The sequence below is a fragment of the Sphingomonas aquatilis genome (assembly GCF_014196115.1).
GTDB classification, from domain to species: Bacteria; Pseudomonadota; Alphaproteobacteria; order Sphingomonadales; family Sphingomonadaceae; genus Sphingomonas; species Sphingomonas aquatilis.
Window position 1 is genome coordinate 16,072 of the sequence record NZ_JACIDB010000003.1, and the last position, 22,116, is coordinate 38,187.

Annotated in this window: 14 protein-coding genes; 8 read left to right on the forward strand and 6 right to left on the reverse strand. The window is 68.0% G+C overall.

Features of this window, described 5'->3' with window-relative positions:
* The first annotated feature begins 131 nt into the window (after positions 1 to 131).
* Positions 132 to 1,736 carry a family 43 glycosylhydrolase gene (locus GGR47_RS08840; protein ID WP_147036577.1) on the forward strand — a complete coding sequence of 535 codons (1,605 nt, stop codon included), beginning with the start codon at positions 132 to 134 and terminating at the stop codon, positions 1,734 to 1,736.
* Between the two features lie 17 nt (positions 1,737 to 1,753).
* On the opposite strand, the gene GGR47_RS08845 is transcribed toward GGR47_RS08840, so the two are convergent.
* From GGR47_RS08845 to GGR47_RS08870, 6 genes are all read right to left on the reverse strand, one after another.
* The gene (locus GGR47_RS08845; protein WP_147036578.1) at positions 1,754 to 2,944 is read right to left on the reverse strand and encodes a DUF885 family protein; all 1,191 of its coding nucleotides are present in this window, start codon (positions 2,942 to 2,944) and stop codon (positions 1,754 to 1,756) included.
* Complete coding sequence (locus GGR47_RS08850; RefSeq protein WP_183949509.1) at positions 2,941 to 6,741, reverse strand: LamG-like jellyroll fold domain-containing protein; 3,801 nt, start codon at positions 6,739 to 6,741, stop codon at positions 2,941 to 2,943. Before GGR47_RS08850 ends, GGR47_RS08845 begins: the two co-directional genes overlap by 4 nt.
* The gene (locus GGR47_RS08855; RefSeq protein ID WP_017979823.1) at positions 6,738 to 8,024 is read right to left on the reverse strand and encodes an MFS transporter; all 1,287 of its coding nucleotides are present in this window, start codon (positions 8,022 to 8,024) and stop codon (positions 6,738 to 6,740) included. Before GGR47_RS08855 ends, GGR47_RS08850 begins: the two co-directional genes overlap by 4 nt.
* A 59-nt stretch (positions 8,025 to 8,083) precedes the next feature.
* Complete coding sequence (locus GGR47_RS08860; RefSeq protein ID WP_221204717.1) at positions 8,084 to 8,878, reverse strand: 2-keto-4-pentenoate hydratase; 795 nt, start codon at positions 8,876 to 8,878, stop codon at positions 8,084 to 8,086.
* A gap of 63 nt (positions 8,879 to 8,941) precedes the next feature.
* Positions 8,942 to 10,372, reverse strand: coding sequence for a mannitol dehydrogenase family protein (locus GGR47_RS08865; protein ID WP_147037162.1), 1,431 nt, complete (start codon positions 10,370 to 10,372; stop codon positions 8,942 to 8,944).
* A complete protein-coding gene (locus tag GGR47_RS08870; protein WP_147037163.1) occupies positions 10,369 to 11,868 on the reverse strand; it encodes a UxaA family hydrolase in 1,500 nt (499 codons plus the stop codon). Before GGR47_RS08870 ends, GGR47_RS08865 begins: the two co-directional genes overlap by 4 nt.
* A gap of 113 nt (positions 11,869 to 11,981) precedes the next feature.
* Between GGR47_RS08870 and GGR47_RS08875 the strand changes: the two genes are divergently transcribed.
* The 7 genes from GGR47_RS08875 (at position 11,982) to GGR47_RS08905 (ending at position 22,111) form a co-directional block, all read left to right on the forward strand.
* A complete protein-coding gene (locus tag GGR47_RS08875; protein ID WP_147037164.1) occupies positions 11,982 to 13,010 on the forward strand; it encodes a LacI family DNA-binding transcriptional regulator in 1,029 nt (342 codons plus the stop codon).
* Positions 13,011 to 13,089: 79 nt separating this feature from the next.
* Positions 13,090 to 14,538: a glucuronate isomerase gene (gene uxaC / locus GGR47_RS08880; protein ID WP_147037165.1), complete on the forward strand. Its 1,449-nt coding sequence runs from the start codon at positions 13,090 to 13,092 to the stop codon at positions 14,536 to 14,538.
* 2 nt (positions 14,539 to 14,540) lie between these two features.
* Positions 14,541 to 15,383 carry a 5-dehydro-4-deoxy-D-glucuronate isomerase gene (kduI, locus tag GGR47_RS08885; RefSeq protein WP_183949510.1) on the forward strand — a complete coding sequence of 281 codons (843 nt, stop codon included), beginning with the start codon at positions 14,541 to 14,543 and terminating at the stop codon, positions 15,381 to 15,383.
* Between the two features lie 143 nt (positions 15,384 to 15,526).
* Entirely contained in the window at positions 15,527 to 16,279 is a 753-nt protein-coding gene (kduD, locus tag GGR47_RS08890) for a 2-dehydro-3-deoxy-D-gluconate 5-dehydrogenase KduD (RefSeq protein WP_063688181.1), read from the forward strand.
* Complete coding sequence (locus GGR47_RS08895) at positions 16,276 to 17,286, forward strand: sugar kinase (RefSeq protein ID WP_147037476.1); 1,011 nt, start codon at positions 16,276 to 16,278, stop codon at positions 17,284 to 17,286. Before kduD ends, GGR47_RS08895 begins: the two co-directional genes overlap by 4 nt.
* Entirely contained in the window at positions 17,273 to 18,832 is a 1,560-nt protein-coding gene (locus GGR47_RS08900; protein ID WP_183949511.1) for a carboxylesterase/lipase family protein, read from the forward strand. The genes GGR47_RS08895 and GGR47_RS08900 overlap by 14 nt, the downstream gene beginning before the upstream one ends.
* A gap of 243 nt (positions 18,833 to 19,075) precedes the next feature.
* The gene (locus tag GGR47_RS08905; protein WP_147037372.1) at positions 19,076 to 22,111 is read left to right on the forward strand and encodes a TonB-dependent receptor; all 3,036 of its coding nucleotides are present in this window, start codon (positions 19,076 to 19,078) and stop codon (positions 22,109 to 22,111) included.
* The last annotated feature ends 5 nt before the right edge of the window (positions 22,112 to 22,116 follow it).

Genomic DNA, 22,116 nt, shown 5'->3' on the forward strand with positions numbered 1-22,116 from the left:
ATCCCCCATCTTCCCGGGGGCGACTTCGGCTCCGTGTACCGGTAACGGTATGCGGAGTCGCTTTATTCGGAAAAAGGCGTGCCCATGCAACGGTATGACGTGTCGCTCCGCCGCCCGATCCGGGACGCTGCATGACCGAATATAGTCGGCGCGATGCGTTCGGCCTTGCCGCGCTGGCCGGCGGCGGCGCGCTGATCCCCGCCAATCCGGCCGCCGCAGCCGGTGCGGCCGCCAGGCCCTCGCCGTGGCGCCGCGGGTACGAAGGGCAGCGGATCGCCGACCTTGGCGATGGGCGCTTCCTCAATCCGCTGATCGGCGGCGACCGGCCCGATCCCGCGATCCTGAAGGATGGCGCGGAGTATTACATGACCTTTTCCAGCTTCGACAGCTATCCGGGGCTGACGATCTGGCACAGCCGCGATCTGGTGAACTGGCGCCCGCGGACGGCGGCGCTGACCCGCAACATCGGGTCGGTCTGGGCGGTCAGCCTCGACAAGCATGACGGCCGCTATCTCTTGTATATCCCGGTCAAGGCGCGCCCCCGGAACGACATCTACGTCATCCATGCCGATCATATCGATGGCCCCTGGTCCGACCCGATCAGCCTTGGCCTCCACGATCACATCGATCCCTGCCACGCCGTGGGCGAGGACGGTTCGCGCTGGCTGTTTCTGTCCTGCGGCGACCGGATCCGCCTGGCCGACGATGGCCTGTCGACGGTCGGACCGGTCGAGCATGTCTACGATCCCTGGCGTTATCCCGACGAGTGGGACGTCGAGGGCTTCAGCCCCGAAGGGCCCAAGATCCATCGCCACGGCGGCTGGTTCTATATGATCACCGCAGTCGGTGGCACCGCCGGGCCGCCGACGGGGCATATGGTGATCGTCGCGCGATCGCGGTCGATCCACGGCCCCTGGGTCAACGATCCGGGCAATCCCGTCGTCCGCACCGTCTCCAACGACGAGACATGGTGGTCCCGCGGCCATGCCAGCCTGGTCGAGGGGCCGGACGGCAGCTGGTGGTCGGTGTATCACGGCTATGAGAACGGGTATTGGACGCTGGGGCGGCAGGTGCTGCTCGATCCCGTCCGCTGGACCGCCGACGGCTGGTTCTGCATGACGGGCGGCGACCTGTCGACGCCGCTGCCCAAACCGAAAGGCGGCGAGGGCGGTCCGCACGGGCAGCCGCTGTCAGACGATTTCACCCGGCCGCTGGCGCTCGGCGCGCATTGGAATTTCTTCCGTCCCGGCCCCGAAGAACACGCACGGGTGCGCGTCGACGCGGGTACGCTGCATCTGACGGCACGCGGCACGACGCCGGCGAATTCCGCGCCGTTGCTATTGACCGCCGGCGATCAGGCCTACGAATTTCAGTGCGATGTGGAGATTGCGCCGGGCGGTACGGCGGGTCTGATCCTGTTCTACGACGACAAGCTCTATTGCGGGCTCGGCTTCGACGAAAAGCGCTTCGTCACCCATCAATATGGCAACGAACGCGGGCGCCCCGCCAATCCGCACGGACGCCGCATGCTGATCCGCATCGCCAACACACGGCATATCGTGGCGATCCACACCTCGGGCGACGGCGGCGCGACCTGGCAGCGGTTCGATCGGGGGATGGAGGTGTCGGGCTACCACCACAATGTCCGCGGCGGTTTCCTGATGCTGCGGCCGGGGCTGTATGCGGCCGGCGCGGGCGAGGCGCGCTTCCGCGATTTCCGGTTCCGCGCGCTGTAACGCGCGCGCTGCGGCGTTTATCCCGCGATCTGTTCGGTCCTGCGCCGACCGTAGGCAAGCAGGGGCGTATGGAATTGCGGCCAGCGCTGGCGCGCGCGCGGGCGTGCCGCGGTGATGCGAAGCGGCACCCACGCATCGGCGGCGCGCAGCCCCGGATCGCTGGCGATCCGTACCACGTCGCGGTCGATGGGGGCAAAATAGACGGACTCGCCAAGGCTTTCGCGGATCCGGGCCGCGACGCGGTCCGTGTCGATGCCCCGCACATGCAGGTCGATGTCGGCGAGGCCGCGGGTCACCCGGAACAGCATCCAGTGGATGTGGCCCAGCATGGTCGCCGGATCGCCGAACAGACCGGCATCGGCCATCAGCATTTCGGCATAGACGCCCCAGCCTTCGCTGAAGCCGGCGGCATAGCGGAGCCGCAGCGGGTGGGGGTGGGCGAGCGCCTCCAGCGGCATCTGCGCCATATGGCCGGGCAGAAGCTCATGCGCGACGACGCTGGGCAGCGAAAAGCGCGGGCGGCGGCGGATGTCCTTGAGGTCGACGACGTACAGGCCCTGCACGCCCGGGGCGGGTAGGATGCGGTAGCCGCCCTTGCCCGCGGCGATCTCGGCAGCGTCGAGCGGGCGGACGTCGACCGACAGGCAGGCGGCGGGCAGCGGGCCGATCAGGCGGGGCATTTGCGGGCGGATCGTCGCGAGCGTTGCGCGCATCGCCGCCACCGCCGCCTCGCGCCCGGCGGTATCGTCGGCGAACAGCCAGCGCGGGTCGCGCCACAGCGCCTCGAACCGGGCGCCCGTCGTGCCACCCGCGATGCCCAGCCGGTCGAACAGGCGCGTCGCGCGCGCGTCCAGCGTTGCTTTGGCGGCGGCGAGGTCGCGCGCGACGATATCCAGCCGCGCGTCGTTGCCCGCGACCCGCTGCGTCTGCAACGAAAAGCGTGTCGCTGCGTCGCTGGCGGTCGTCAGGGCGACGTCGATCGCAAGGCCGGCGCGGGCAGCCTGCAGGTCGAGGCGGCGGCCGGTGCTGGCGCCCGCCGCAGACAGCGGGGCAAGCAGGTCCAGCGCCTGGGCAGGAGGCAGCGTCGCCGCGGTGTCGAGCGCGGCGCCGATCGTCTGGTCGTCGTCCGTTCGGGCGAAGACCGGCGCGGCGAGGGCGGAGGCCGCCCCCGTGCCGAGCGCCACGAGGACCTGCCGCCGCCGCATCATCGCGCGGGCTCCAGCGCCACCCGGTTGTTCAGCCGCGTCACTTCGGGGGCGTCACCGGGCAAGGCGATCTCGACGCTCGTCGCCTTGGCCGGGGCGGCAATGCGGATCGTCGCGGTGCGGGGGCGCAGATCGGTCGGCGCGGCGAGCGGCGGGATCGCCGACGTCGCCAGCACCGCGCCGTCGGCGCCGCGCACGGTCAGCGTGCCCCCGGTCGTCGGCTGTGCGCCGAGACTATGGACGGTCACCGTCAGGCCGCGGCCGTTGCGCACCACATCGTCACGGCCGATGCCGATATCGGGACGCTGCTCGACGGGCGCGATCGGCTTGGCGAGCGTGACGTCATAGACGGTGGTGGTGTGCGGCGCGAAGGCGACGGTGGTGCCGAGGCTGCGTTCGAGCGGCAGCGTGGTCGCGCCGCCATCGGCCACCAGTGTCTTGCCGCCGTCGCTGCTCGTCGCGCGCTGCATCGTCCATTGGCCCGCGGTGACGTTCCACGTCGTCATCTCCGCCCGCTGCACGCGGTCGGTGCGATTGTAGGCGATGACGCGGAAGTGGTTCGGCGTCGCGTTCGGCATCAGGATCGCGACGTCGCCAGCGGCGTCTGGCTCGGCGAAGCGCCACGATACCGTATTGCCCGGCCACGTCTGGTTCCGGCGCAGCGCGATGCCGCCCAGTCGTTCGCGTTGCAGGATCTCATTGGGCTGTTCGACGCGGTCGGACCACCAATGGCCCTCGGTGTACATATATTCGTGCCGCGCCTTGTCGGCGATGGCGTCGGCATGCAGCCGTTCGAGCGCGGTGACGTCGCCCGTCGCATCCCAGCGTGTGTAGAGCGCGAACGGATCGTCCTTCGCCGCCGCCGCGATGGCGTCGCGATAGCGCGTGCCTTCGGGCAGGACGGCGAAGGCATTTTCGTTCATTTCGGCCAGCGCAGTCGGTCCCGATTTGGCAATGCGGCTGGTCAACGGGCGGAGGTATTTGGCATCGCCGGTGAAGCGCCACGCGCTCCACGCGCTCTGCAACGGCGTCGAGATGCCGCCGCCGTCGCCGGCCCGCTCGGCGTCGCTGTCCCAGTGGATTTCGTTGGGATAGGTCCAGACGCCCTTCGCATCCTGCTTGCCGTGCGCCATCCAGCCATCGATCACGCCGGTCACCAGCCCGCGCGCGGCGGGATTGCCGTTGTACAGGCCGATCAGGATCGGCGCGTGCATGACGGTGAAGGCATAGGGCTTCTGCCACGCCCAGGGTGCGTCGCGATACATCTTGCGCCCGCCGTACCAGCTGGAGGCGAAATGTAGGTGCCCAGCGGGGTTCTTCAGGATCACGCCCTGCAAGGCGCGCGTCGTCTCCATCAGCCGCTCGACCGCCTTGGGCTCGCCCCAGTTGAGGTAGAGGCGTTCGGCGTCGGAGTTCAGCCCCTCCTCATAGGCGTGCAGCTCGTCGGTGGTGATATAGCCCAGGCCGTTGACGCGCATGCCGTTGGTATAGACCGCATCGGACAGCGCGCGCAGCGAGGCGTTCACCTTGTCGGGCTCGACCCCCATCAGCGCCAGGCCCGGCCATTGCTGCGTCAGGTCGGTATCGTCCGAAATGCCGCCGCCGAAGTCGCCATAGGGAACCTGGCGGTGATCGATCCACCAGTCGACGAAGCGGCGGACGTATTTCAGGTCCTCGAGCTGGCGGAACGCCCATAATGGCTCGCCCCTGGTCGGGACGGGCTGGGTGAAGGGCGGCAGGTTTTCGGGGCGATAGTCGATATCCGCCCAATAGGCCTGCGCCTCCTTATGGTCCGGATCGACCCGCAGCAGATCGGTGATGTCGGCGAACAGGCGGCGATACAGCGCCATGCGCTTCGATGAAGTATGCTCCTCGACCAGGAAGGCCCAATTGTCCTTCACCTGATTGAAGCGATCCGCGACATGTTCGGTGATCGCCTGCGCGCGCGGCTTGAACACCAATCGGATGCGCGCGCCGTCGAGGCTCTTTGCGGAGAAAGCGGGGTCGGACGCGGCGATCGACAGATACAGGCTGTCGTTGGGCAGGATGCGATCGCGCAGGTCGAGCCACAGCGTGCGCTTCTGCCCCGGCGGCACGGTGACCGACAGGTCGATCATGTCACGCTCGGGCCAGATGGGGTCCTTGACGCGGATGTCGAGCGCGACCGGCTTGGTGCCGGGCAGCGCGGGCAGGTCGATCGCGATGCCGTCCAGCCCGTCGCGCAGATTCTGCCAGCCGTAATCGAAGGCACGGGCGACCGGCTGGTCGGGCAGCGCATCGCCCAAGGTTGCCGGGATCAGGATATGGACGATCGGCGCCATGCCGGCGGGGCGCGCCACGGTGCCGCCACCGCCCGCCGCGCCGGCGCCCACCGCCGCCTTTACACCCGCGGTCGGCATCGCGACGACCGTGGCGCGCTCGTCGGGAGCGTAGCGGCCGGCGATGAAGCCGTTGAGCGGTGCCAGCGCGGCGAGCGTCGGCGCCATGTCCGCCCGGATCGTATAGTCGAGCTTGAAACTGCCCGCCGGTTCGGTGCCGGCGCCGATGTCATAGGCCCACAGCTCCTGGATCGGCTGTTCCTGCATCACGTTGGTGAAGTGCAGCGTGCCGCCGGTACGGGGTGCGAACTGGTCGACGCTGCGCACAACGCCCTTCGGCCGGGTGGCGAGAATTGTGTCCTTGCCGTCACCCGTCCAGCTGAGGCTGCCATAGGCCGCGCCGCGCAGTTCGACGCGGTTGAAGCGTTCGCCCGCCGGCACGGTCAGGTCGTAGCGCTTGCCGCCTTCGACATAGACGTTCCAGTCGGGCAGCTCGAAATAATCGTCCCGACCGGGCAGGCGCGACCGGTTGTAGACGCCGGGCCAGGTCGTTTCGGCGATGCCGTCGACACCCTTCCACATCCATTCCTTCAGGTCCTTCGCATCCGCGAATTCGACCTTGCGCACGCGGGTGACCGGCGCATCGAGCAAAGGCGGCAAGCCTTTGTCCCAGCCGTAGCGGTGCAGCCATGCCTGCCGCTCTGCTTGCGGATCAGCAGCGGGTAGCGGACCCGGTTCCGTCTTCGCCGCCAGCGCGGCAACGTTGGCGGGGGAGAGCATCCGGTCATAGACGCGGATATCGTCGACGTCGGACCCACGCATGAAATTATAGCGGCTCTGCACCTGATGCGGCGCCAGCACGCGCCCCGCCAGGCCGAACTGGTCGAGGCCGGTGTCGAGGTCGGCGGTCTGATCCTTGTGCGCGACCTCCTTGCCGTCGACGTAGAGCGTCACGCCCTTCGTCTCGTCCCAGGCGAAGGCGATATGCTGCCACGCCTTCGCGTCGGGGATGGTCGGCATGCGCCACGACACGCGGATGCGCGACAGGTTCGTGTCGGTGACGAAGGCGTCGAAGCCGTGGCCGTTCCAGTCGATCCGCAGGAACGCCATGTCCCAGCTGGTATGATCGGCAAAGCCGGCGCGGAAGATGACGAACGGCGCCTCGCCCAGCGGTTCACGCGCGCGCCAGAAGAAGGAGAGGGTGCCGCGCGTGCCGCGCATATTGCCCGGCGCCCGCCACGCGACATAGCCGTCGTCCGCCCAATGCGCCGCACCGCCGATCGCACCGTCGGGCACGATGCGCACGTTGGCGCGGAAGTTCGGCACGGCCTCCCCGTGCGCGACCGTCGCGTCGAAGCCGGTGTCGAGCGGCGCGTGGAACAGCAGGCCGGGCGATGTCTCCTGCGCCTGCGCCGCCGCTGCCGTAAGGGCGGCGGTCGCCAGTGCGAGCGCGGAGGTCAGCGAGCGCCTGCCGCCCCTCACAACGCGTCGACCCGCGCGAGGCGTGGGCTGAGCAGATGGACGACGCCGACCGCGATCAGATAGACGCTGCCCGCCACCGCGAAGATGATCGTGTAGCTGCCCGTCGTCTGCAGGATATAGCCGGTGAACTTCGCCATCATCATGCCGCCGATTGCCCCGACCGTGCCCCCGATGCCAACCACCGATCCGACCGCCGCCCGCGGGAACATGTCCGACGGGATGGTGTAGAGGTTGGCCGAGAAGGCTTGGTGTGCCGCGGTGGCGAGGCCGACGATCGCGACCGCCAGCCACAGATGGTCGACATATTGCGCGAAGAAGATCGGCGTCACCAGCAGCGCGCAGGCGAACATCGTCCATTTGCGCGCCGCATTGGCGGTGAAGCCGCGCTTCATCAGCCGCGACGACGACCAGCCGCCCGCGATGCTGCCGAAGTCGGAAATCAGATAGATGACGACCAGCGGCGGCCCGAAGCTGACGAGATCGAGGTGATAGGTCTTGGCGAGGAAATCGGGCGTCCAGAACAGGAACAGCCACCAGATGGGATCGATCAGGAACTTGCCGAGCGCATAGGCCCAGGTCTCGCGATAGCCGAGCAGCTTCAGCCAGCCGATCTTCTGCACCGGGTCGGCGGGATCGCTCTCGATATAGGCGAGCTCGGCGGCGGACACTTTCGTGCTTTCGCGCGGGCGGCGGTACAGCGCGATCCAGGCGACCAGCCACAACAGGCTGACGGCGCCCGTCACGATGAACGCCATCCGCCAGCCGAAGGCGAGCGTGATGACCGGCACGATCAGCGGCGTCACCACTGCGCCGACATTGGCGCCGGCGTTGAAGATGCCGGTCGCGAGCGCGCGCTCCTTCGCCGGAAACCATTCGGTCACCGATTTGAGGCCCGCGGGGAAATTGCCGCTTTCGCCGATGCCCAGAATGAAGCGCGCGACCGAGAATTGGAACGCCGAGCCAACGAAGCCGCACAGCGTATGGCCGAGCGTCCAGATGACGAAGGCGATCGAATAGCCGATCCGCGCGCCGACGGCATCGACGATCCGCCCGAAGCTGAGATAGCCGATCGCATAAGCGGCCTGGAACCAGAAGATGACGTCGGCATAGGTCGTTTCCGACCAGCCGAGTTCGGCCGAGATCGTCGGCTTCAGCACCCCGATCATCTGGCGGTCGACATAGTTGATCGCGGTCGCCGCGAACAGCAAGCCGCAGATCACCCAGCGATAGCGGCCGACGCTGGCGGGTGCGGCCGTGACCTCCGGCGCTTCGATCGTTGCCATCGGTCTGTCTCTCCTGTGTCAGCGGCCTCTTGGCGGGCCGTTCGTCGTGGGATGGCGCGTTATTGCGCGGTGATCGTGCAGTGGATCGACAGGCGGCCGTCGAACCGCGCCTCCACCCGGTCGCCTACGGCGACCTGATGAACGCCGGTGACCGCACCGGTCGAAATCCACTGTCCCGCCGTAACCGGGATATTGCGTGCGGCGAGATGCTGGAACAGGAAGCGCGCCGCGCCGAAAGGGCCGTCGAGCATGTCGGCAGCGATGCCGGTGCCGATCTCCGCATCGTTGATGTAGATCGCGACCGGCCAGCAATTGAGGTCGGTATCCTGCCAGCCGTCGATCGCAGCGCCGATGACGAGGCCGTTGTTATTGCCGAAATCCGAAATGGTGACGGTCGGCCCGTTGGTGTTGATCCCGGGGAAGGGGGAGCTCGCGATCTCGATGCCGACATGCACCGCATCGATCAGCGCGCGCGCGTCCGCCATGGAAAAGTCTCGCTGCGCCGGATCGGGTGCACGGCCGATGCGCAACAGGAATTCCGCCTCCGCCGCGCCGAAGCCATCGGCGAAGATCGGCATCTCGCAATGTTCGGTGTCGGTGACCTGATCGGCGAAGATGGGGCCGGCAAGTCGGTCGAATCCTTCGGCGGGCGGGTTGATCCGGCCGACCTTCCAGCCGGCCACCGGACGATCGCTGAGCGCCAGCGCGGCATCCTGTACCGCATAGGCATTCGCCAGATCGTGCGGAATCGTACCCGGATAGTCCGGCAACGCCGTGGCGGTCCGTCGCGCCTCCACGAACGCCTGCGCAACCTGCGCGATATCGCTGTCCGGCTTCACCGCAGCCCCTCCCATGTCATTCGTCGTTATCGGATCGATATGGGAAACCGGTGTCATTGGCAAGCATCGCAAGCGGCATCACGCGAAAAATCGCGGCCAGTCCGCCGATCCAGCGGCCGTCGCGGCGGCGGCGATCTCTGTGCGCACCTCGGTGTCGGCAGCGATGGCGGACGGCACGAGGTGGCCGGCCGCGATCAGCGCGTCGACCACCGCCGCCACGTCCTGTTCCCGCGCGATCGACAGCAGCGTGTCGGCGGCCGGATCGACGATCGTCGTGTCCGTGCGTGCGCGCGCCATCAGGAATGCGACCCAACCGCCGAGCGCGCGGACCACATGGGCCGGCATGCGCCCCGCTTGCCGGTTGGCGACCAATGTGTCGCCAAGGCGATAGGGCAGCTTCTGCGAACCGTCCTGCGCGATCTGGTCTAGCCGGTGGACGATCGCGGGATTGCGGAACCGCGTCAGGATCGCCGCCGCATAGGCGTCGAGGTCGAAGCCCGGCACCGGGGTCAGCATTGGCGCGATATCCTGCTGGATCATCGCGGCGACGAATGCGGCAAGCGGGCCGTCCGCCATCGCTTCGGCCACGCTCATCGCGCCGCGCAGCAGGCCGATATAGGCGAGGGTCGAATGCGCGCCGTTAAGGATACGCAGCTTGGCCCGCTCATAGCTGGCGACATCCTGCGTCAGCGTCGCACCCACGCTGCCCAAGGCCGTGATGGCGTCCGCCCCGACGTCCTCGATCACCCATTGGACGAACGCCTCGCGCTGGACGGGGGCGTCGTCGTCCAAGCCGATCGCGTTGGCCACGTCGGTCAGCAACGTCGCATCGCTTGCCGGCGTGATCGAATCGACCATCGTGGAGGGGACGCGCACCGTCTCGGCGATCCATGCTGCCAGGTCCGCATCGCGGGCGGCGGCGAAGGCGACGAGCGCGGCGTGCAGCTTGCGCCCGTTGCTCGCCAGATTGTCGCACGGCATCGCCACGACCGGAGCGACGCCGGCAGCCCGGCGCGCGGCGAGCCCCGCCACCAGCCAGCCGACGATGCTGCGCGGCGGCTCGCCCGCCAGATCGTGGACGATATCGGCGTGGGTCATGTCCAGCGTGCCGTCGGCCTGCAGGCAATACCCCTTTTCAGTCACCGTCATCGTCACCAGCCGGACGTCGGGGTCGGCCAGCAGCGCCGCGACCTCCGCCTGATCGTCGGGCCCCAGGAAGCGTTTGTGCGCCCCGATGATGCGCATGGCCGGTTCGGCATCGCGCACCGCGAGCGTATACAGGCCGTCCTGCGCGGCCAAGGCTTCTACCGTGCCGGCGCTGCGCAGCGACACGGCTGCGATGCCCCAATCGGGGTCGCGTGCCAGCAGATCGTCGATATAGGTCGCCTGATGCGCGCGGTGGAAGGCGCCCGGGCCGAAATGAACGATGCCGATCTTGCCCTCCGGTCGCTCGCGCGGCGCCGCGATGGCGTCCGGCACCTGGGGCAGGGTGGCGCGGGATAGTCTCATAACGTGACGCCTCGTTTCCAGATCGCGATCTCACGCTCGCCATTGCGTTCGGCGGCGGTGGCCTCACCCGACGCGACCGCGACGATGCGCGCGAGCAAGGCCTCGGATGCGGCGTCGAACCCGGTGTCGAGCACCGCGCCCGCATCGAAATCGACCCAGCCGGGCTTGCGCGCGGCAAGGTCGCTGTTCGATGCGATCTTGATCGTCGGCACCGGGAAGCCCAGCGGCGTACCGCGCCCGGTGGTGAACAGGATCGCGGTCGCCCCCGCGGCGGCAAGGGCGGTGGAGGATACCGCATCGTTACCCGGCGCCTCCAGCAAGGTCAGGCCGGTCTGCGTCGCCTCCTCGCCGTAATCGATCACCGCGCCCACGCGGGCCCGCCCGGCTTTCTGTACGGCACCGAGCGATTTTTCCTCCAGCGTCGTGATCCCGCCGGCGACGTTGCCGGGGGAGGGGTTTTCCGACACCGGCTCGCCGTGATCGAGGAAATAGCGTTTGAAACCGTTCACCACGCCGACGATCCGGTCGAACACCTGCGACGCGGCGGCGCGATCCATCAGCGTCTGTTCGGCGCCGAAAATCTCGGGAATTTCGGTGAAGACGACGCGCCCGCCCGCCCCGACGACGCGGTCGCTCATCTGCCCGACCAGCGGGTTGGCCGTCAGGCCCGACAGCCCGTCCGATCCACCGCATTTCACGCCGAGGACGAGATCGCTCAGCGGGCACGGCGAGCGGTCCGCCCGTGCCGCCTCGGCAAGCGCGACGACCGCAGCGATGCCCTCTTCGACCTCGTCGGCGCTGAGCTGGGCGGTCAGCGTGCGGACCCGGCCGCGATGTGCCGCCGGAACCGCATCGAGCAACGCCGCGACCTGATTCTCTTCGCAGCCCAGCCCGACGATCAGGACGCCACCGGCATTGGGATGGCTCGCCAGTCCGGCCAGGATCGCGCGGGTGCCGCCCAGGTCATCGCCCAGCTGCGAACAGCCGTGCGGGTGGGTGAAGGCATGGACGCCATCCACCGCATCGCCGACCTGTGCCGCGGCGCCCGCCGCGATCCGCTGGGCCGTCCGCGCGACGCAACCGACCGTCGGCAGTACCCAGATCTCGTTGCGCGTCGCGACCCGCCCGTCCGCACGACGATAGCCCATGAAGGTTGGGGGCTCGGCCTGCGGCAGGGTCGCCGCGGGCGCCGGCGCGTAGCGATAGTCGAGCGTCGCATCGAGCGCGGTCGACAGATTGTGGCTGTGAACGTGCGCGCCGGGCCGGATGGCGGCGGTGGCATGGCCGATCGGAGAGCCGTATTTGAGGACGGGCGCTCCGATGCCCATCGGCAGCAGCGCGACCTTGTGACCCCGCGCGATATCGTCGGCGAGCGTGATCGCGCGGCCGATCGCGGCCCCGGCGGCCCCGTCGACCGTCAGCGTGTCGCCGGCGCGTGCATCGTCCAGCATCGTGGCGACCGTATCGGTCGGCGCCACCTTCCATACCCTCGCCATGCCATCCTCTCGACATTCGTTTCGGTAACCGGTGTCAGATGTGTCCTGTCCGGACGATCTTTGCAAGGGCGTGGGACTGGCGGGATCGTTTCGCCCGCTTTACACCCGGTGCCATGCAGAAGACCGGCCAGCCGACGATCAACGATGTGGCGCGCGTCGCCGGCGTATCGAAGAAGACCGTCAGCCGGGTCATCAATCGTTCGCCCTTGCTCAACGAAGAGACGCGCAAACGTGTCGAAGAGGTGATCGCGGATCTCAGCTATATCCCGAACCCGCAGGCACGGGCGCTGGCGCTGCGCCGCAATTTCCTGATCGGCCTCGTCCACGACAATCCCAATGCGCAGACGGTGATGAACGTCCAGCAGGGCATGCTGGAAGCGCTGCACGATACCGAATTCGAAATGGTGGTGCGTCCGCTCGATCGCGGCTCGGCGACGATGCTGGAGGATCTGCGCCACTTCCTCGAACGCCAGCGCCTGTTCGGCGTCTTGCTGATGCCGCCGATCAGCGAGAATGATTCGGTGGCGAAGCTGTGCGACGATATCGGCTGCCGTTACGTGCGCATGGGGTCGGCGGTGCTGGATGCGGCCGACCATATGGTCGCCTCCAACGACCGCGAGGCGGTGCAGGGCGCGGTCGCCTATCTGATCGAACAGGGGCATCGGCGCATCGGCCTGGTCGCGGGGCCGCACGGCTTCCGCTCGGCGCGCGAGCGGCGGCAGGGCTTCGAGGATGCGCTGGCGGAGGCGGGGATCGCGCTGCCGCGATCGATGATCGCCGACGGCAATTATACCTTCGATTCGGGGCTGGTCGCGGCGGAGCGGTTGCTCGATGTCGTGCCGCGCCCGACCGCGATCTTCTCCTCGAACGACGAGATGGCGGCGGGCGTGATCCATGCCGCCCGGCAGCGCGGCCTGGAGATTCCGCGTGACCTGTCGATCATCGGCTTCGACGACACGCCGATCGCCGCGCATGTCTGGCCACCGCTGACGACGGTGCGCTGGCCGATCGCCTCCATGGCCCGATCGGCGGCACTCAAGCTGATTGCGGGCGGCATGGAGCAGGAACCGGACGTGGAAGAACCTTCGCTTTTTCTGTCGACGCTGATCCGCCGTGCGTCGGTCGCCGCACCGCGCGAATGAGGCTGGGGGTTGCGTCACGATTTGACACCGGTTACCAAGCTGCCAGCCGCCTGACGAAGGGCGCTTCGAGAGGATAGAGATGGCCCGGGCTTTGCGCCTCGACCCCGACCGCCTGTTTCCGGCTGATCCGACGACACGCAGCATCGCGCGCACGCTCTATGCCGGTGTCGCAGGCCTGCCGATCGTCAGCCCGCACGGCCACACCGATCCGCGCTGGTTCGCCGAGAATGCGAACTGGACCGACGCGACCTCGCTGTTGCTGGCGCCCGATCATTATCTGTATCGCATGCTCTACAGCCAGGGCATCGCGCTCGACGGGCTGGCGATTCCGCACAAGGGCGACGTGCCTGCCACCGATCCGCGCGCGGCATGGCGCCTGTTCGCGGACCATTATCACCTGTTCCGCGGGACGCCCTCGCGCCTGTGGCTCGATCACGTCTTCGCCGAGGTGTTCGGGATCGAGGTGGCGCTGGAGGCGGAGACGGCCGACCTTTATTTCGACGCGATCGGAGAGGCGCTCGCCACCGAGGCATTTCGGCCGCGCGCGCTCTTCGATCGCTTCCGCATCGATTTTCTGGCGACGACCGAGGGCGCGCAGGACAGCCTTGATGCACATCACGCGATCCATGCATCGGGCTGGGGCGGGCGCGTCGTCACCACCTATCGCCCCGATGGCGTGATCGACGTCGAACATGAGGCGTTCGTGCCGGCAATGGCGCGCTTTGCCGAATTGACCGGCGAGGACGTCTATGGCTGGCGGGGCTATCTCGCCGCCCACCGCAAGCGCCGCACCCACTTCCGGGCGGCGGGCGCGACAGCGACCGATCACGGCCATCCGACGGCAGCGACCGCCAATCTGACGCCGCAGGAGTGCGAAGCGCTGTTCGCGCGCATCGTCGGCGGCGATTGGACCCCGGCGGACGCCGAGCTGTTCCGCGCGCAGATGCTGACCGAAATGGCGGCGATGAGCGTCGAGGATGGCATGGTCATGCAGATCCATCCCGGTAGTTTCCGCAACCACAATGCCGGTCTGTTCGCCAGTCACGGTCGCGACAAGGGTGCGGACATTCCGACGCGCACCGATTACGTCCGCGCGCTCAAGCCGCTGCTCGACCGGTTCGGCACCTCGACCGATCTGTCGATCATTCTCTTCACGCTGGACGAGAGCGCCTATGCGCGCGAACTCGCGCCGCTCGCCGGCCATTATCCGTGCCTGAAGCTGGGCCCGTCCTGGTGGTTCCACGACAGTCCCGAAGGCATGCGCCGCTTCCGCGAGATGACGACCGAGACCGCCGGATTTTATAACACCGTCGGCTTCAACGACGACACGCGCGCCTTCCTGTCGATCCCCGCGCGGCACGATGTCGCGCGCCGCGTCGACTGTGCCTTCTTGGCGCGGCTCGTCGCCGAACATCGCATCGCGGACTGGGAGGCGGCGGACCTCGCGCAGGAACTGACCGCCGGCCTCGTCCGCCGCGCCTATCGTATCGACCAGAGCACGGCCGCCGCGCGCGGCCCGAAGGAGTGACCATGTACGACCGGACCTATTACGCGACGCATCCGGACATGATGGAGTGCGTGTCGAACGACGAACTGCGCGATCGGTATCTGATCCAGGGGCTGTTCCGCGACGGCGAATGCGTGCTGAACTACACGCACGCCGAACGCTTCGTGATCGGCGGCGTCGCGGTGGCGAGCGGCAGCGTCAAGCTGCCCGACCAGACCGAGCCGGCGTCGGCGGCGGGCCATCCCTTCCTCGAACGCCGCGAGATGGCGATCGTCAACGTCGGCAAGGTCGACGGCATTGTGACGGTCGATGGCGAGACGTTCGAGCTCGGCAACAAGGACTGCCTGTACGTCACGATGGGGGCGAAGGACGTCCAGTTTTCGGGTGACGGTGCGCGTTTCTACCTCGCCTCATGCCCGGCGCATCAGGCATACACGACGCGGAAACTCGGGATCGCCGACGCCAATGCGCTCGAGCGCGGCAGCCTGGCGGAATCGAACGAGCGCACGATCTTCCAGCTCGTCATCCCCGGCATCTGCGACAGCGCGCAGCTGGTGATGGGCCTCACCGTCCTGAAGCCGGGCAGCGTGTGGAACACGATGCCGCCGCACATCCACGATCGGCGCAGCGAAATCTATTTCTACTTCGAGCTCGACAATCTCGACACCGACCGCGTCATGCACTTCATGGGCGAAGGTGAAGCGACGCGCCACATCGTGATGCAGAACGAGGAAGCGGTGATCAGCCCGCCCTGGTCGATCCATATGGGCGCCGGCACCAAGGCCTATGCCTTCATCTGGGCGATGGCGGGCGAGAACCAGGATTATACCGACATGAACGTGCTGGACATCTGCCAGCTGGCGTAAGCCGATCCTCCCTCCCCTGACAGGGGAGGGTCGGGGAGGGGTGGCGTGCTCGCGGTACGGACGGGCGAGCACTGCCGGCCACCGTATCCCCGGACCCCACCCACCCCCGGCCCCTCCCTTCCAGGGAGGGGAGGAGCCAAGCAATGAACCCCTTCGATCTTTCGGGCCGCGTGGCGGTCGTGACCGGCGCGAACACCGGCATCGGGCAGGCGATCGCGATCGCGCTGGCGCAGGCCGGCGCGGACGTCGCACTCGTTGGCCGCACGCCGGCCGAGGACACGGCGGCCGCGATCCGCGACCTCGGCCGCCGCGCGCTGATCGTGTCGGCGGACCTGTCGAGCATCGAGCCGGTACAGCGCATCGTCGACGAGACGGTGGCGGGGCTCGGCGGGCTCGACATTCTGGTCAACAATGCCGGCATCATCCGCCGCGCCGATGCGGTCGACTTCACCGAAGCGGATTGGGATGCGGTGGTCGACACCAATTTGAAGTCGGTGTTCTTCCTCTGCCAGGCGGCCGGGCGCCACATGATCGCGCAGGGCAGGGGGCGGATCATCAACATCGCCTCGATGCTGACCTTCCAGGGCGGCATCCGCGTGCCGAGCTATACCGCATCGAAGTCGGGGATCGGTGGCCTCACCAAGCTGCTCGCCAACGAATGGGCGAAGCATGGGCTGAGCGTGAACGCGATCGCGCCGGGGTACATCGCGACCAACAACACCGCCGCGCTGCAAGCCGACGAAGCGCGCAACGCCGCGATCCTCGATCGCATCCCGGCGGGACGCTGGGGCGATGCCGCGGACCTTGGCGGCGCGGCGGTGTTCCTCGCCAGTGACGCCGCGGCCTATGTCCAGGGCCATATCCTTGCCGTCGACGGCGGGTGGCTGGCGCGATGAGCCGGCTGCTCGCCTTCGGGGAGATCATGCTGCGCCTGTCGCCACCGGGGCGCGAGCTGCTGATGCAGACGCCGCGGCTCGACGTCTGGGTCGCGGGAGCGGAGGCCAATGTCGCGACGCAGCTCGCGCGGCTGGGGCACGACGTGCGGTTCGCCAGCCGGGTGCCGGACAACGATCTGGGGCGCGCCGCAATCGCCACCCTGCGCGGCCATGGTGTCGACACGTCCGGCATCGCCTGCGGCGGCGACCGGATGGGGCTGTATTTCGTCACGTCGGGCGCGGGCCTGCGGGCGACCGAAGTGCTGTACGACCGCGCCGGCTCTGCCTTTGCCGAGGCGTCGGCGACGGATTGGGACTGGGACATGCTGCTCGCCGGCGTCACCCGGCTGCATCTGTCCGGCATCACCCCTGCGCTCGGCCCGGTCCCGGCGCAGAGCGCGCTTGCCGCGGTCGAGGCGGCGTCGGCGCGCGGCATCGCGATTTCGTTCGACGGCAATTGGCGCGGCAAATTGTGGGCGCGCTGGGACGGCGATCCGCGCGCGATCCTGTCGGGCATCGTCGCGCACGCCGACCTGATGTTCGGCAACCATCGCGACATCGCGCTGCTGCTGGGCCGGGACGATTTTGCGGGCCAGGGCGAAGATCGTCGCCGGGCTGCAAGCGAGGCCGCCTTTGCCGCCTTCCCGCGCCTGCAGACGATCGCGTCGACCGCGCGCGAGGTCGAGCATGTCGACCTGCACCACCTGTCGGCGCGGATCGACACGCGCGACGACACGGCGCAGACCGAGACGGTGGTGCTTGCCGGCATCGTGGACCGGATCGGCGGCGGCGACGCCTTTGCCGCCGGCGTGCTGCACGCGTTGGAAACGGGCGCGGGGATCGCCGACGCCGCACGCACCGGACTGGCGCTCGCCGCGCTCAAACATTCGCTGCCCGGGGACGCCGCGCTGTTCCGCCAAGCCGATCTCAATGCCTATCTGGCCGGCGGGCTCGATGTCCGGCGCTGAGGGCTGGACGCGGCGCGCGGCGATCGGCGGGGGCGCCGCTTTGCTCGCGAGCGCGGCGACCGGGGCCGCGCCGCCGGGCGCGGTTCGCACGCGCGCCGGCAATTTCATCGGCACGCGCGACGGCGGGGTGCGCGCCTTTCGCGGTATCCGCTATGGCACCGCGCCGCGGTTTCGCGCGCCGGTCGCCTTCGCGGCGCCCGGCCGGACCCTTGCGGCGGACGCCTTCGGGCCCGTCTGTCCGCAGCGCGGCCCCTATGGTCCGCAGGATGAAGACTGCCTGTACCTCAACATCTGGACGGCGGAGGCCGATCCCCGCGCGCGCAAGCCGGTGATGCTCTACATCCACGGCGGGGCCTATTCGAACGGCAGCGTCACCGATCCGCTCAACGACGGGCAGGCGCTGGCGGCGCGCGGCGATGTGGTGGTCGTGACCGTCAACCACCGGCTCAACGCGTTGGGCTATCTCTACCTCGCGCGGTTCGACCCGCGCTTTGCCGATAGCGGCAATGTCGGGCAGCTCGACCTGATCCTGGCACTGCAATGGGTGCGCGACAATATCGCCGCCTTCGGGGGCGATCCGGGGCGGGTGATGGTCTTCGGCCAGTCGGGTGGCGGCGCGAAGATCGCGACGCTGATGGGCATGCCCGCCGCGAGCGGCCTGTTCCATCGCGCCGCGACGATGAGCGGCCAGCAGGTGACCGCCTCGGGGCCGCTGCATGCGACCGAGCGCGCCCGCGCCTATCTGGCCGCGCTGCGCGTGCCCGAACGCGATCTGTCGGCGGTGCTGGCGGTGCCGACGCAGCGGCTGGTGGAGGCGCTCGACACGCGCGATCCTATCCTGGGCGGCGGGCTCTATTTCGGACCGGTGCTCGACATGCACTGGCTGACCCGCCACCCGTTCTGGCCCGACGCCAATCCGATCGGCAACATCATCCCGATGATGCTCGGCAACGTCCATGACGAAACGCGCGGCTTCCTGTCGCCCGACTCACCGACGGTACGCGGGCTGAGCTGGGACAATCTCGCCGACCGGATGGCGCCCGAACTCAAGATCGACATCCTGCCCGAATGGGTCGTCGCGCAATATCGCGCGCACTTCCCGACCTGGTCGCCGACGCAGGTCTTCTACGATGCGACGACCGCGGGGCGGAGCTGGCGCGGGCAGGTGATCGAGGCGGAGGCGCGGGCGGCGGCGGGGGTGCCCGGGTTCGTGTATCAGGTCGATTTCACCTCGCGGACCGATCCGCGTCGCGGTGCTTTCCACACGATGGACATCCCGCTGGTGTTCGGCACGCTGGGGGCGACCGGATCGCAGACGGGGCTGGCCGCCGACGCCCGTGCGGCGAGTGCGGCGATGCAGGAGCGCTTCGTCACCTTCGCGCGGACCGGCACGCCCAATCGCGCCGGCCTTGCGCCTTGGCCGGCCTATGATTTGAGCCGCCGCGCGACGTTGATCTTCGATGCCGAATCGCGCGTCGAGACCGATCCCCGCCGCTGGCAGCGCGAGCTGTTCGCGCGCGTACCCTACATCCAGCCCGGCACCTGAGGCGACCACGCCACATCGGCGCAAGACTAACAGGCATCAGCCAAAAAGGCTGTTGACACCGGTTACCACAGGACGCACACACGACGTGGATCAGCAGGCGAAGACCTGCGATGTCCGGGGAGGATCGAGACGGCGCGCGGAAAATCCGCGGCAAAAGGCCCTCCTCATCATGAATTCGGTTCCGGTCGCACCGTTCGTGTCCGTAACCGGTGTCAGTGCGGTTTCGCCGCAGGGGAGAGCAAGATGGCGAACGGTGTTGCGATACGGAAGACGGTGCGCGCAGGGCAGCTGCGCGGGATTTCGGCGGGCGCGCTGATCCTGGCGCTGGCGATGCCGGGTGCAGCGCTGGCGCAGGCAGCGCAGATCCCGGCCACCGCGTCACCGGGAACGCCGACCCACACCGATCCGTCCCCCGCCCAGACCGCCGTCGTGCCGACGACCACGGAAGCGACGCCGCAGGCCGCGGACGGCGCGGCGGTGACCGCACCGCAGCAGGATGGCGACGGCGCCGCGCCCGATATCGTCGTCACCGGTTTCCGCCGCAGCCTCGACGCCGCGCTCAACGTGAAGCGCGAATCGGTGTCTTCGGTCGATGCGATCGTCGCGGAGGATATCGCGAAGTTCCCAGACCAGAACCTCGCGGAATCGCTGCAGCGCATCCCCGGCATCTCGATCCAACGCGACGCCGGCGAAGGCCGCGCGATCACCGTCCGCGGTCTTGGCGCGCAGTTCACCCGCGTGCGCGTGAACGGCCTGGAGACGGTGGCGACCTCGACCGACGGCGCCTCATCGAACCGTGATCGTGCCTTCGACTTCAACGTCTTCGCCTCCGAGCTGTTTAACTCGATCGTCGTCCACAAGACCGCCGAGGCGAGCCTCGACGAAGGTTCGCTCGGTGCGGTCGTCGACCTCAACACCGGCAACCCGCTGGGCGGCAAGACGGGCTTCACTGGCGTGCTGTCGGCGCAGGCGAGCTACAACGATCTCAGCAAGAACACGCGGCCGCGCCTTGCCGGGCTGCTGTCGTACAAATCGCCCGACGGCACGTTCGGCGCGTCGGTATCGGCGGCGTATCAGAAGACCGACAATCTCGAACTCGGCAACAACACGGTGCGCTGGGCGCAGGCACGGTTCGATTCGGTCAACGGCACGCCGTGCTTCTACAACAGCAACACCGGCACGACCCCTGTCGCCAATGCGGGCGGCTTCTACCGATCCAGCGCAGCGTGCGACCAGGCGGCGCTCGCCTTCCACCCGCGCATCCCGCGCTATGGCGAAGTATTCCACGGCCGCGAGCGTCTGGGGGTCACCGGCAGCGTCCAATGGGCGCCGTCGGAGGCAACCAAGGTCTCGATCGATGGCCTTTATTCGCGCTTTAAGGAAACGCGCGAGGAGAAATGGGCGGAGGTGCTGCTGCGTTCCAACGAGCGTTCGATCGACCTCATCAACCCCGTGTACGATTCGAAGAACAACCTCATCTCCGGCACGCTCAATGACGCGTGGGTGCGGACCGAGCATTACAAGCGTAAATCGGAAACGGAATTCTACCAGCTCGGTGGCAGCTGGGATCAGGATGTGACGGACACGTTCCGCTTCACGGTGCTCGGCGGCTTCTCGAAGTCGACCGCCGGCATTCCGGTGGAAACCACCGTCGTGTTCGACGATCGCGACGCGCAGGGCTACAAGTTCGATTACACCAACAGCCGCACGCCGCTGCTCAGCTTCGGCACGAGCGTCACCGATCCGGCGAACTTCCAGCTCGCCGAAATCCGCGATCGCCCGTCCACCGTGACCAATAAGTTCCGCACCGCGCAGCTGCGGACCGAATGGGACGTCGCCGAAGGCTATACGCTGAAGCTCGGCGGCATGTACCGTCGTTTCGATTTCGACAGCGTCTCGTTCCAGCGCGACACGGCGATCTGCGGCAATGGCGGAACGGACCTGGTGCTGGGCACCATCACCTGTTCGCCGACCAGCGCGTTCGGTCCCAACGCCGTCTACGGCTATCAGGTGACGCCCGCACTCAGCGAGTTGTTCACGCTCGGCAATGCGGGTCAGCCGTCGGGCACGACGACGCAATGGTTGGTTCCCAACCTCGATGCCGCCACCGCCTACACCAAGCTCTACAGTCGTACGCCGACGCTGGTCGTCGGCGATAACCGCAGCGTGACCGAAGAGGTGAGCGGAGGCTATTTCCAGGTCGATGCGAAGGGTGAACTCGCCGGCCTCCGCTACGCGCTCAACGCGGGCATTCGCTACGCGCACACCGCCCAGGGATCGACGGGCATCAACTCGGGTGCGGTCGTGACGGTGAAGCGCGACTATGACGACTGGCTGCCGGCGGTGAACCTCGCGCTGTTCCCGACCGAAAAGCTGATCCTGCGCGCCTCCGCCGCCAAGGTGATGACGCGCCCGACGCTCGGCAACCTGACGCCCGGCGGTTCGGCCGACGGCTTCAACTATCGCGTGTCGTTCGGCAATCCGCAGCTCAATCCGTTCCGTGCCACCGCCTACGACCTCGCAGCGGAGTGGTATTTCGCGCCGCAGTCGATCCTGTCGGTGGCGCTGTTCAAAAAGAACGTCGAAAGCTTCCCGGTCTCGCAGTCGATCACCAACGCGACCTTCACCTCGACCGGCCTGCCGGCCTCGGTGCTCGCGGCGTCTTCGCCCGCGGCGCTCAACCCGGCGCAGCAGGCGCAGCCGATCTGGACGATCACCACCGCGGTGAACGGCACGGGCGCCTCGCTGAAGGGCGCGGAGATCGCGCTGCAGGCGACGTTCAAGTTCCTGCCGGGCTTCCTCAAGAATTTCGGCGTGCTCGCCAACGCGACCTTCGTCGATTCGAACGCGAACTATCTGGTACAGGGTCCGGCGGTGTCGGCCTGCGTGCCGGGAGCCACGCCGGCGGCGGCCTGCTCGTTCGGGCCGCTCGTCAGCTCGACGCGCAACGCGACCCTGTTCGGTCTTTCGAAGCGGCAGTATAACGGCACGCTCTACTATGAGGACGCCAAGTTCTCGGCGCGCGGGTCGATCAGCTATCGCGGGCCGTATATCGATGCCAACAGCGGCACCGGCAACATCTTCGAAGGCTATAATTCGACAATCAACGTCGATGCCTCGGTCCGCTACAAGCTGACGCCGAACGTCGAACTTTCGCTCGAGGGCACCAACCTGACCGACGAGTATCGCGATCGCTACACCGACCTCGATGCCAACCGGAACTACGAATACAATCACTTCGGTCGAACGGTGCTGGTCGGCGCGCGCTTCAAGATGTGAATGCG